Below are 13,359 nucleotides of genomic sequence, written 5' to 3'. Positions count from 1 at the left end.
TGATGTCGTACAACTATAATATAATGGCTTAAAAAATTATGCTGTTAACCACCACGGATACTCCGGATGTGATGGACCATTTTCCTGATGCTGAATATCAACTGCTGCTAATCGAAGATAATCCCGGTGATATTGTTTTGATCGAGGAATACCTTGCATCAATCAGCAATGAAATGGATTGCGAAATTGCCAAATCATACCAGGAGGCAGAAAATCTGCTGAAAAAAAGTACCGTTCTTCCTGATTTGATTTTACTCGATCTGAAGCTGTCGGATGCTGAGGGAGAAGAGCTGATAAAAAATATCCTGGCCCTGAGTGAAAATACTGTACCGGTCGTTATTCTTACAGGATATGCAGATATGCAGTTTAGCATAAAATCGTTAAACCTTGGGGTATCCGACTACCTTGTGAAAGATGAGCTGAATCCCAACACCCTTTGGAAAAGTATCCGGTTTAGCATCGAGAGGAAGCAAGCATCAAAAAAACTTCGGGAATCAGAACAGAGATATCGGTATCTCTTTGAAAATAACCCTTCATCCATACTGATTTGGGACTTGCAGAATCGCCGGATTTTAGCATCAAATCATGAAGCAGAACTGAAATATGGTTTTACAAAATCTCAGTTTGTCAATCTGAAAATTGACGATATTTATAAGAACGAATCAGCTTCTGTACTTCCGTCAGACAGTAATGACTTCCGTGAGGGTAAAGCGCTGAACCTTGAAACCGGGCATTACAACCATAAAAAAAGAAATGGGACTGTTTTCTTCGCTGAAGTGAAAGGACACTATATTTTTTATGAAGGAAAAAAATCAGTACTTCTGCAAATTCAGGATGCAACCGAAAAAGTGAAAATGCAGGAGAAGCTTCTCGAAAGTTCACGCAGAGCTGAAGAGGCTGAACGAAACCGGATTTCATCTGAATTACACGACGGAATTGTGCAGCAGCTGGTTGCTTGTGGAATGTTTACCCAAAACATCGCCGATAAATTAAAAAGAGGTCAAACCGTAACCGAAGAGGTGGAGCGGCTTTATGATCTGCTGTTAAAAACCACCATGCAAACCCGAGATATCTCTCACAACCTGAAATCGGCTGAATTTGATGAATCTTCCCTCAGTGAATTGCTGGAGCAGCTTGTCCGTCAATTGGTGCAAGCCGGCTCTATTGAGTTTGTGCTGAATAATCACCTCAGGACAGAAACTGAATTTAAGCGTAAATTTAAAGTGAATGTGTATCGTGCGATTCAGGAATTATGCAACAACATTGTTAAACATTCCCAGGCTTCGCGGGCAGTAATCACTGCAGAAGAGATAAACGGATGTTTATATATAACGATTAAAGATGATGGAACGGGCTTTAATTATATTGATCCTGAAAGTTTAGGGTTTGGACTTAGAAACGTAGAGAGCCGTATGTTGCGGTTTGGTGGTGAGATCGAGTTTAGTAATACAAGGGAGGGTGGCCTCCAGGTTGATCTGGAGATTCCGTCTGACTTTATGTAAACGGACTTCACAATCCATAATAAATAATCTGTATGTCTGATAAAAAATACCGGGCACTGTTTAGAAATTCACCCGAAGCACTTTTTATATCCACGCAGGAAGGAAGGATCCTTGAGGCGAATGATGCAGCATGCAAAATGTTTGGTTATTCGCAGGAAGAGATCCTTCATCTTGAGGAAAAGGAGTTAATCGACCCGGAATCGCCATGGCTGAATGAGCGTATTAAGGAGAGGAATGAGACCGGCAGCACGAGAGGTGAACTGGTTGCTGTGCGCAAAAATGGAGAGCACTTCTGGTGTGAGTTTTCAAGTTCATTATTCCAGACAGATGGCGGAGAAACGCTCGCAAGCATAAGGATCATCGATAGATCTGAAAGCAAAAAGGCGAAAACCCGGGTCATATCACAAAAAGATCAGCTTCAAAAAACTTTCGATACACTGAGTGATGCAATTTTCACCCTTCGGGTTGAGGGCGAAGACAGATATCGATTTATATCCGTGAACCGCCAGTTCCTGCAGAATATGAATCTGCAAAAAAAGGACGTCATCGGTGCAGAACTGGAAGACGTATTGCCTGAAGAAGCAATCGATTTTGTGAAAGGTAAATATCGCGAGGCAATCCAAAAAAAAGAGAACCTTAGATGGGAAGAGACACTAATTCTCAGCGGCCGCCCGGTTACAGGACTGGTAAGTGTTACGCCCCTTTTTGATAAAAAGGGAAATGCAACACAGTTGATCGGTTCCATCAGTGATATTTCTGAACGTAAAAAGGCAGAAGAAGCTCTGCGAAAGGTGATGGATCAGTCGCTCGACGTCATCTGTACTATTGATGAAGAAGGCCTGTTTCGCAAGGTGAGCGGAGCTGCCAAAGAGTTATGGGGGTACAATCCGGACGAGATTATCGGAAAACCGTTTATGGATATGGTTCATCCCGGAGATGAGAAAAAAACTGCGAAGATGGCCGAAGAGATACGGCAGGGCAGATCTGTAACCAATTTCGAAAATCGCTACATTCGAAAAGATGGCTCTGTTGTGGATATAATCTGGTCAGCCCGGTGGGACAAGTTCGACCGGCTGATGTATTGTGTGGCAAAAAATGCAACTGAGTTGAAAGAAGCACAAAAAGCTGCTTTCAGAGAGAGAGAGCGGTACGAAAAAATGTTTATGCAGCTTCCCGCATTCGCCTGCATTCTGAGAGGAGTGAAACATGAATATGTGGTCACAAACCCTAACTACCTCTCGTTAATTGGTAAAGTGGATGTGATTGGTAAAACGGTACTCGAGGTATTGCCGGAAACTGCAGGCCAACAGGTAATTGAGCTGCTCGACCGGGCATTTCAAACAGGTGAAGTTGTACGGGAACGGGAAGTTTCCATGTGGATTGATAAAAACGATAGTGGGAATCTGGAGGAGATTATTCTTGATTTCACCTTTATCCCGAACAAAAACCGCGATGGCGAAGTGGAAGGATTGTTCACTTTTGGTGTGGATGTAACCGATCAGGTAAAAGCAAGAGAAGCTGCGGAAGAGTCGAACGAACGGTACGAATATGTAACACAGGCAACGTCTGATGCCATATGGGATTATGTACCTGCAACAGGGGAGCTATTTTGGGGTGAAGGGTTTAAAAAGCTGTTCGGGTACGAAAGAGAAAATGGAGAAGAGGGAATTTCACGATGGATGGATAAAATTCATCCTAATGATCTGAACAAGATCGAGGAATTGGCAGAACGGATGATGACCGGTAAAAAAGATCGGTGGGACCAGGAATACCGGTTTAAAAAAGCCGACGGTACATACGCTTTTGTACGTGATAAAGCGATTGTTGTGAGGGATGATGAAGGACGAACGGTGCGGGTGATCGGCGCCATCGAAGATATCACGTATCGGAAAAAAGAAGAGCAGCAGCTGCGTTTGATGGAGCAGATTGTTACAAATGTGAACGAAGCGGTAATGGTGACGCGGGCACTTCCGCTGGAAGCGCCCGATGGCCCGGAAATTGTTTACGTGAATGAAGCCTTCGAAAAAATGACAGGCTACAGTGCAAACGAAGTAATGGGCAAAACACCACGCCTGCTGCAGGGTCCGAACAGTGACCACGAGGCATTGGAAGAAATGGGAGAAAAACTGCGGCGATGGGAATCTGTTGAACTGGAAACCATCAACTACAAAAAAAACGGAGATGAGTTCTGGGTGCACCTGTCCGTAACTCCAATTTCAAACAGCAGTGGTGCGTATACCCACTGGATTGCTATTGAAAAAGATATTACGCTAAGAAAAAGCAGAGAACTGCAACAGGAGCTGATATCAGATATCAGCCACATTTTTAATGAGGCGGATAATGTGAGGTATTCTTTGCAAAAAACACTCTCGGTAATTCAGGATTTCGGCAATTTTCAACTGTCAGAAATTTGGCTGACAGATGAAACAGGAAGCTCCATTAAGCTTGCTGCGTCGACAGATCGCAGGATTTATGGACGAGAAGGTAATGATGAGGTTGAGGTATTGACATACGGTACCGGCTTGCCGGGCATTACATGGGAATCAGATTCTTTACAAATCTGGAAAGATTTGCAAAATCACAGCGATATTGTTCGTAAAGAGTTAGCTAAAAAGAAAAAAATAACCTCCGGGTATGGCTTTCCAATCAAGTATCGCGGAGATCACATCGGCGTGCTGGTTCTTGGAAAGTCGGCTTTTGAATCCGGAATTCAGCTATTTACCTCAGTTCTGAAAGCAGTGGCTCTGCATCTTGGCGAAGAAATTCAAAGAAAACAGGTGGAGGAAGAACTGTCACGTCTGTTTGATTCCGCACCGGACATTATCTGTATTGCAGGATTTGATGGATATTTTAAAAAAGTGAATCCAGCCATGAGTGAATTACTGGGTTATACAGAAGAAGAACTCTTAACCAAGCCGATCCTCGATTTTGTACATCCGGAGGATAGAGAAAAAACAGAAAATGAATTTAGCGAAACCCCAACAGAAGACGAAAAACACAACTTCGATAATAGATATATCACAAAATCCGGCAGTATAGTAAATCTTTCCTGGGCTTCCCGGTTATTTACGGAAGAAGGGATTGCTTATAGCGTGGCTAAAGATATAACGGAGAAAAAAGAGCTGGAAGAGTTACTTGCTCAGGCCAGCCGAATGGCTAAAATCGGGAGCTGGGAACTCGATTTAAGAAATGAAAAAATCTATTGGTCGAATGTGATTTATGAAATTTTTAATGTTGACCGTGAATTTGAACCCACTGTAGAAAGTAATTTAAACTTTTATAAAGAGGGAGAAGACCGGGAAAAAATGTGGGATGTTTCTCAAAAGGCAATTGAAACCGGTGAGTCATGGGATATTGAGGTTAAAATTAAATCTGCAAGTGGCAATGAAAAATGGGTCCGTTCCATTGGTGAGGCAGAATTTATTAATGGAAAATGTATACGGCTTTATGGCAGTTTACAAGATATCCATGAAAAAAAGGAGCTTGAAGAACTACTTAGTAAAGCCAACCGACTTGCTAAAATTGGCAGCTGGGAGGTAGATTTGATTGAAGAGAAGTTATTCTGGTCGGATATTACACGGCAGATTCACGAGGAAGAACCGGGATTTACACCTGACCTTGAAGACGGTATCAACTATTATAAAGAAGGTAAACCCAGAGAAACTATTCTTAAGGCCGTTGATGAGGCAATAAATAATGGCACTTCCTGGGATTTTGAACTCCCCATTATTACCGCAAAAGGCAACGAGAAGTGGATTCGTACAATTGGTGAAGCTGAATTTGCAGATGGGAATTGCGTCAGGATTTATGGGAGTTTTCAGGATATTCATGACCGGAAAAGTGTTGAAATTCGTCTGAAAAACACAACTGACAATCTTCCCGGAGTTGTTTTTCAATATTTACTGTATCCCGATGGTAACGACAGCGTGAAATATTTAAGTGAGGGATCTATAGACATTTGGGGGATTTCTGCAGAAGATGCCATGGAAGATTTTAACAGAATCTGGGCTAATTGTCATCATGAAGATATTCAAGGGGTACAAAAATCGATTCTCAAATCAGCTAATTCATTGGACGATTGGCATTATTCCTGGCGCTACTATCATCCCAACGGGACTCTCAGGTGGCAGGAAGGGTATGGCACTCCCCAAAAATTCGCGGATGGTACAGTAGTCTGGGACTCCATCATTTTCGATATCACCGAGAAAAAAGAGCTTGAAAATCTGCTTGAACAAACGACCAGGCTTGCGCGTGTGGGAAGCTGGGAACTTGACCTGCAAAAGAGTGACAACAAAATGTACTGGTCCGAAATGACCCGCGAAATTCTTGAAGTGGATGAGGAATACAACCCTACACTTACCGGCGGTTTTGAATTTTATACTCCTGAAAGTAAAGAAAAGATACAGGATGCCGTCGAGAATGCATTAAGCAGTGGTGAACCTTTTGATGAAGAGCTTTTACTGATTACTTCTCACGGAAAGAAAAGATGGGTCCGGTGCATAGGACAGGCTGAAATTGTAGATGGTGAAGCCAAACGGATTTATGGCAGTTTTCAGGATATTCATGACCGGAAATCTGCAGAAGAGAAACTCAAGAAAAAATCGAGACAAATCGATGCGATTTCAAAACTGAACAGTGCGCTGCTGAACTACCAAAACTGGTTCAGCGCTCTTGAGCAAAATCTTGAGATCATAGGGGAGGCAATTCAGGCCGATCGTGTTTACTATTTCCAAAACTATACCAACCCCGAAACCGGCGAGCAATTCACCAGCCAGAAGCTTGAGTGGACACGTGGAGATATAGATTCACAATTCGAGAATCCTGAAATGCAAAATATCCCTTTTTCTGAAGTTCCGGAACTTCTGGGACCTATGATAGATGGAAATCCATCGACCGCACTGAGGTCGAAAGTGCCGGATGACTCTATGGTAAGACATGTGATGGATGAGCAGAATATTAAGGCGTTTCTTTGCTTCCCGGTTGTTGTTAACGGAGATTTTTATGGATTTGTAGGCTTTGATAATTGCACGGTTGAACGGTTCTGGACCGACGAAGAAGTAGAAGCTCTCACTACTATTACTGCCAGCCTATCAACGGCTATTGAGCGCGACATCTCGGATCGTGAACTGCAAGAAGCCTATGCAGAGAGAAACAGAATTCTTGAGAGCATTTCTGATGCGTTTTACGCCGTAGATAAAAACTGGATTATCACATACTTCAATAGTGAGGCTGAGAAGGTTCTCAAACGTTCTTCTGATGAGATAATTGGTAAATCACTGTGGGAAGTATTTGCACCGGCTGCAGAAACTAAACTTTTTGATTTGTACCATAAGACTTTGGATAGTAATAAGGCTCGGTCATTTGAGTATTATTATCCGCCTCTTGAGGATTGGTTTGATATTTCAGCTTATCCATCGGAAGATGGAATCGCCGTTTATTTTAAAAAAATTACCCAGCGTAAGGAAGAACAAGCCCGTTTGGTAGAAAAAACTCGTCAGCTTGACGCTATTTCCATTTTCAACGGGCAGCTATTGAAACAGGATAACTGGTTGACTGCCCTTGATGAGTGCCTCTCCATGCTCGGAGAGGTCGCCCGGGCTGACAGAGTCTACTATTTTGAGAACAACTACGAGGATGAAAACACTGGTCCTCAAACCTCGATGAAAATCGAATGGTCGAGAGAAGGGATCACGCCTCAGATCAACCGGGCTGAACTACAAAATACTCCATTTCATGAGATTCAATCCTTTATAGATGTGCTGTCTTCCGGGCAGCCATACAACCGGATCGTTTCGGAGGTCGAAGATGAAACGATCAGAGAATTATTAAGATCACAGGATATTAAATCTATTCTGGCACTTCCGGTGATGGTTGGGAACCGGTTCCGCGGATTTATCGGCTTTGATAACTGTACGATGCAGCACCAGTGGACTGAAGATGAGTTTGCATTTTTACGTACGGTATCTATTAATCTTGCATCGGCAATTGAAAATGATGATGCCGAAATTGCACTCCAAAATGCATACTACGAGAAAAAAGAAATTTTAGAGAGTATAGGTGATGGTTTCTTTGCGGTAGATAAAAACTTTAAAGTTAGTTATTGGAACAGTAAAGCGGAAGAGCTGCTCAAAACCCAAAAAGATGAAATTCTCGGTGAATATTTGTGGGATGTGTTCAACGATGCCACAGAACTCGAGTCTCATCGTGCCTACAATCATGCACTGAAAAATCAGGAAGTGGTGCAGTTCGAAGATTATTATGAACCGATTGACAGTTGGTTTGAAGTCAGCGCCTATCCGTCTGAAGTTGGACTCTCGGTATTTTTCAGAGATATCACAGAGCGAAAAAGAGCGAATGAACGGCTGAAAAATCTCAATCGTAAACTTAAAAAGCAGGCTCGTGAACTGGAAGCATCCAATGAAGAGCTTGAACAGTTTGCTTTTGTGGCGTCACACGATTTACAGGAGCCCCTTCGGATGATCACAGGTTTTCTCGCACTGTTGGAAAAGAAATATGATTCGGTTTTGGATGAAAAAGGGAGGCAATACATTTACTTCGCAACAGACGGAGCCAAACGAATGCGACAGATTATTCTCGATCTGCTGGAGTTTTCACGTGTTGGCCGGGCAGATACAGAAAAAGAGCCTGTGGATGTAAAAAAGCTGATTGAGGATGTATTGACACTGAATAAAAAATTGATTGAAGAGAGCGGGGCTGAAGTTCATGTAGAGCCGCTTCCTCAAATTCATGCTGTTAAAAGTTCAGTGCGCCAGCTTTTTCTAAATCTCATAAATAATGCAATAAAATACCGCAAAAATGGTGTCCCCCCCCAGATTCTAATCAAATCTGAGGAGACTGAACTTACGTGGAAGTTCAAAATTACCGATAACGGAATTGGGATCAATCCGGCATATGCCGATAAAATTTTCAACATTTTTCAGCGACTCCATGGTACGAATGAATACAGCGGGACAGGGATGGGGCTTGCAATCTGCAAAAAAATTGTGGAGGAGCATGGAGGAAAAATATGGGTGGAATCCGAAGAGGGAGAAGGGAGTACATTCATTTTCTCTATCGCAAAGCATCAGATGGCCTATAATAATTAATAGTAGAATAAAGGCTCAAAAATTCATTCTGTTCTTATTTCTACTCATATTCATTACGGTAGATGGATTGAGGCAAATAAATGCACAATCGATAAGTGTGCGAATGTCAGACCAGCAATTTGTATCAAAAAATTGGGATAACACGAGAGGCTTACCTGTAAATACGGTATTTAGTGTTTTGAAAGATGAAACAGGTTTTCTCTGGGCAGCAACTGAAGAAGGTCTTGTTCGGTTTGACGGCAAAAATTTCAGGAATTATAACCAGGAAAGTGTGCCGGAGATTGTATCACCCATGTTTTATGACCTATCTAAATCAACTTCGGGAGGGGTGTGGGCAGCCAATGCAAACGCAATTGTTCACGCATACGGAAATCAAATAGATGTATTTGAAGCGAGAGATTTTGTAGAAGGCACCTGGTTAACCAGCATATCAGAAGATGGCCGGGGAAATGTTTGGGCCGGCACTCACGATGGTGATCTGATTGTTTTGACAGATGGCGAAATACAATTAGCTGCCGGATGGGAGAGTAAGAATAAAGGTTCCATAATGACTCTGCAACGTGTTTCGGATGGGTTATTGATTGGTACCCGCACCGGACTTCATAAATATAATTTCGATTCAGGTGATATTCAGGAAATCCCTGATTTCTCAGGATATGAAATCAGGGCTGTAGCAGAATCCAGCGATGGGAATATCTGGGCCGGCACCCGGAATTCCGGAATACTTCACCAGGTTCAGGATTCTGTGGTAGTAATTGATGATTCGAAGGGGTTGGCGAACAACCAGGTAAATGTTTTACGGCTAACCGATGGCGGACGTATCTGGGCGGGAATGGGGTCGGGGGGTGTGCAATTGATTACCAATCAGGAAATTGTAACGCTCAGAGAAATTGAGTTCGGCTACAATGAAGTGAACGATATTTATATTTCTGATTCCGGAAATGTGTGGTTATCCGCTACCGGCTATGGAATCATACAGATGATTCCGGCCGATATTCGAATGCTGAGAGAGGAAGACGGACTTTCAAATGAGATAACGCTTGCCATTTACCAGGATCAGAATGGTGTGGTATGGACCGGTACGGCAGGCGCCGGCGTGAACAGAATTGAAAATGGAGAAATATCCCATATTACTCCCGAAGCAGGAATTGCACACGGCGTGGTTCTGGGGATCTATGGAGTGGATGACTACATTTATTTTGGCACCGGGTACGGAGTGTATCGGTACAATCCACAATTGAATGAAATTGACCGCACTTTTACGACGGATGACGGGCTTGCCGGCAATGTGGTGCAAGCTATTTACCAGGATAGCCGTGATAATGTATGGATAACATCAAGAAATGGCGGAATTCACAGGCTATATAATCATACAGATTTGGAAAGAGTAGAGGTTCCCGAATCATATGAAAATGCAGAATTTATCAGCATTCTTGAAGACAGCAATGGTGATATGTGGTTTAGCACAACATCAACCGGGATTTTAAAGCTGGACCGGGATGATAATGCCACCGGGTATTCGATTCATCACGGACCGTCATCAGAAATGGTTTTGAGCCTTTATGAAGATCCTGAAGGGTCAATATGGGCTGGTACAAACGAGGGACTGCTGGTGTTGGAAAATGGTGCATTTCGGTTGTTTAATCGCAGCCATGGCCTGCAGTTCAACGGAATATTCAGAATGATTGAGGATGACCATGGTTATTTGTGGACTTCCGGAAATTTTGGAATTCAGAGAATGAAAATTGATGATTTATTAGCACTAAAGCATGATGAAACCGGAGAAAAAAGAATAAATGTAAGATTATTTGATACCTCTGATGGCATGGCCAATCATGAGGTAAATGGAGGGGTTTTTCCAGCTGGGTGGAAGATGGAGGAGGGGGAAATTTGGTTTCCAACAATGCAGGGAATTGCAATAATTAATCCAGTTTCATTTGCCGAAACGGATGAAGATATTGATGTTCATATTTCATCAATGCAGTTTGGTGAAAATGAGTTCAGTGTGCATGATAATATTTCAATTCCACCCGGCGTGCATAACTTAGAGATCCATTATGTGAGTTTTGATTTTAAAAAACCTCACACTATCAACTATAGTTTCAGGATAAGAGAACTGGGCAATGATTGGCAACAAGCCGGAAACAGAAGTGTAGCATATTTCACAACGTTAAATCCGGGTAGTTATACTTTTGAAGTAAAAGCAGAGCAATTTGGTGTAGAATCTGAAATGGCATCTCTTTCTTTTGATGTAGAACCCTTTTTTTACCAAACCAGGTTGTTTACAGCTTTACTATTAACGGGCCTGTTTATGGCGGGTTATTTTGTTCACCTTTTTTATGCGAATTCACGGCAGGGAAAAGAACTGAAGAAGGAGATAGGTGAGAAAACAAAAGAGATACAAGAGAGAAACTGGTTACTTGAGTCTTTATTGAAAGACCTTGAAAATCAAAACAAAGTGCTGAAAGATGTGGCCTGGGTTCAGAGTCATGAACTGAGGGGACCATTATCTAAAATACTTGGAATGATAGATGTTATAAAAAATTATGAGAACTATGATTCTATACAAAAAGATAAAGATCAGCTATTGGATGAAATTGATTCCGCGGCCAAAAATTTAGATGAAATTATACGTAAACTGATTGCCAATATCGATGAGTTTGAAATTGAAGGAGAGGTATAGATGAGTTTACCGGTTCTGATAGTAGATGATGACGCGGGGGTATTGTTTCTTCACGAGCTGATGGTAAGAGAAAGCGGGTTTTCTGAAGATATTTTGACTTTTAACGGAGCAAGAAAGGCTTTAGATTATCTTGAAAAACAAAAAGACAAAATTTCGGCCGGCATCATTTTTTTAGATATAAATATGCCGGGAATGGACGGCTGGAAATTTTTAGAGTTATTGGACGAGTCAGGTCAATTTGAACGGGTATTTGTGGTTATGGTTTCCTCATCAGTAAACCGGTCAGATCGTGATAAAGCAAAATCTTTTCCGCATGTAATCGACTATATTGAAAAACCTCTTGATTTTGAAGCTTGTGAAAAGGTGAAGAAGCTTGAAGCCATAAGTAATTTTTTTGAAGACGGAATCTCATAAATACTAGTTTTGGTTTCGTCGTAGCTTTTCTTGATACTATCTCTTTACCAATCGTGTTATCTAGGCAACTGTTATTTGATTCTGCACAACCTGTGTGGTAGTGCATTAATACCGAAATTGTCATTAGAGTTTTCTGTACGTATCGAACAACCATAACGTCACGAGTCTTTTTTTGTTCGGATAGTACTGTTAATAAAAAATCAACAATAAGATAGGGGAAGTTATTATGGCATTTACTGCGGTCAGCAAGTTTGAGGTTCGTAATAATATGGAGGACCAGGTACGCAAAGCGTTTATAAACCGACCGAAACTGGTTGAGAATGCCGATGGATTTATAGGCCTGAATGTGATTAGTCCAAAAGAGAACCCAGCAGAATTCTGGTTGATAACTCACTGGAAATCTGAAGATCATTTCCATCACTGGCACGATCATCACCGAAGCGAATCACACAAAGGAATTCCAAAAGGGCTGAAATTGGTGAAGCGAAGTTTCGAGCTGCGGTATTTCGATCATATAACATCCTGAATTAATTTATCCGGAGATAAATTTGGAAGATAAAATCATCGAAGAAATAACCCGCCTTAAGGAGGAGCTGGCCGGCAGGATAACTGAACTTCATTTCAATAATAATCCCGGGCTGGAAAAGCGGTATGGCGAAGCAGGAAGAAAAAAGTGCTTCGATGATGCAGTTTACCACCTGAACTATCTTATTGAAGCTATCAGGTTGAATAGCCGTCAACTTTTTAATCATTATCTTGAGTGGGCATGGCATATGCTTGAAGCCAGGAATATACCTCAGGAAGATCTCGTTGAAAATATTGGGTATATAAAAAAGGCGATATCGGAAAAAACCAACCATTCAGGAATTGTGATTGAATTTCTTGACTCGGGTGCAAATCACCTGGAAGAGCTGAAACCTGCAGAGCAGACCTATATTGTGAAAAGTAATCCGCTTTATGAGGAAGCGAAGAAATACCTTGAGCTGCTGCTGGACGGGAAAAGAAACCATGCCGCAGAGTTGATTGATGAACTGGTTAAAACCGGAACGCCGGTGGAGCAAATTTACGAATACATTTTCCAGGTCACCCAGTACGAGGTAGGCTCACTTTGGCAGATGAATCAGGTTACTGTTGCTCATGAACACTACTGCACAGCAGCCACGCAGCTCATTATGTCGAGGCTTTATCCTATTATTTTTTCAACAGAGAAACATGGATCCAGGATGGTGGCTTGTTCAGTATCAGGTGAGCTGCATGAAATCGGTATTCGCATGGTTTCTGATTATTTTGAAATGGATGGCTGGGATTCCTATTATCTGGGTAGCAATATGCCTGATGGGCACTTGATTGATGCGATCAGAGAGCATAACGCAGATTTGCTTGCCATATCGATTACACTGCCATTACACATTGGTAAAGTAAAAGCGCTGATTGAAAAGATTCGGGGAATTGAAGAATATGATAATCTTAAGATAATGGTCGGAGGATATCCGTTTGGTGTGATTCCCGGTTTAGAGCAAAAAATTGGTGCCGATGCCACAGCCAGAACGGCGGCCCAGGCTGTTGAGACTGCAAATGAAATGGTTAAACCGAATATATCACAGTGATTTTGCTGTAAATTGTGTAACAAAATGTAGCATAATAGTTTAGTTCA

Annotated in this window: 6 protein-coding genes; all 6 read left to right on the top strand. The window is 42.0% G+C overall.

Going from position 1 to position 13,359, the window contains the following annotated elements; translation table 11 throughout:
- Nucleotides 1-38 precede the first annotated feature (38 nt).
- The 6 genes from DYD21_RS14925 (at nucleotide 39) to DYD21_RS14900 (ending at nucleotide 13,312) form a co-directional block, all read left to right on the top strand.
- Nucleotides 39-1,502, top strand: coding sequence for a response regulator (locus DYD21_RS14925; protein WP_116037798.1), 1,464 nt, complete (start codon nucleotides 39-41; stop codon nucleotides 1,500-1,502).
- Nucleotides 1,503-1,534: 32 nt separating this feature from the next.
- On the top strand, nucleotides 1,535-8,608 hold the full coding sequence (locus DYD21_RS14920) for a PAS domain S-box protein (protein WP_116037797.1): 7,074 nt from the start codon (nucleotides 1,535-1,537) through the stop codon (nucleotides 8,606-8,608).
- Between the two features lie 103 nt (nucleotides 8,609-8,711).
- Nucleotides 8,712-11,291, top strand: a complete 2,580-nt coding sequence (locus tag DYD21_RS14915) for a two-component regulator propeller domain-containing protein (RefSeq protein ID WP_158607315.1) — start codon at nucleotides 8,712-8,714, stop codon at nucleotides 11,289-11,291.
- The gene (locus DYD21_RS14910; RefSeq protein ID WP_116037795.1) at nucleotides 11,292-11,705 is read left to right on the top strand and encodes a two-component system response regulator; all 414 of its coding nucleotides are present in this window, start codon (nucleotides 11,292-11,294) and stop codon (nucleotides 11,703-11,705) included.
- Nucleotides 11,706-11,931: 226 nt separating this feature from the next.
- On the top strand, nucleotides 11,932-12,231 hold the full coding sequence (locus DYD21_RS14905; RefSeq protein ID WP_116037794.1) for an antibiotic biosynthesis monooxygenase family protein: 300 nt from the start codon (nucleotides 11,932-11,934) through the stop codon (nucleotides 12,229-12,231).
- Between the two features lie 22 nt (nucleotides 12,232-12,253).
- On the top strand, nucleotides 12,254-13,312 hold the full coding sequence (locus DYD21_RS14900; protein ID WP_116037793.1) for a B12-binding domain-containing protein: 1,059 nt from the start codon (nucleotides 12,254-12,256) through the stop codon (nucleotides 13,310-13,312).
- Nucleotides 13,313-13,359: the final 47 nt, after the last annotated feature.

It is taken from the genome of Rhodohalobacter sp. SW132 (genome assembly GCF_003390325.1).
Taxonomy (GTDB): Bacteria; Bacteroidota; Rhodothermia; order Balneolales; family Balneolaceae; genus SW132.
This window is presented reverse-complemented; position numbering and strand designations above follow the sequence as displayed.

Bases quoted from the DNA above. Each gene is read 5' to 3' on its own strand.
- DYD21_RS14925 (WP_116037798.1), top strand. From the start codon at position 39: ATGCTGTTAACCACCACGGATACTCCGGATGTGATGGACCATTTTCCT.
- DYD21_RS14920 (WP_116037797.1), top strand. From the start codon at position 1,535: ATGTCTGATAAAAAATACCGGGCACTGTTTAGAAATTCACCCGAAGCA.
- DYD21_RS14915 (WP_158607315.1), top strand. From the start codon at position 8,712: ATGTCAGACCAGCAATTTGTATCAAAAAATTGGGATAACACGAGAGGC.
- DYD21_RS14910 (WP_116037795.1), top strand. From the start codon at position 11,292: ATGAGTTTACCGGTTCTGATAGTAGATGATGACGCGGGGGTATTGTTT.
- DYD21_RS14905 (WP_116037794.1), top strand. From the start codon at position 11,932: ATGGCATTTACTGCGGTCAGCAAGTTTGAGGTTCGTAATAATATGGAG.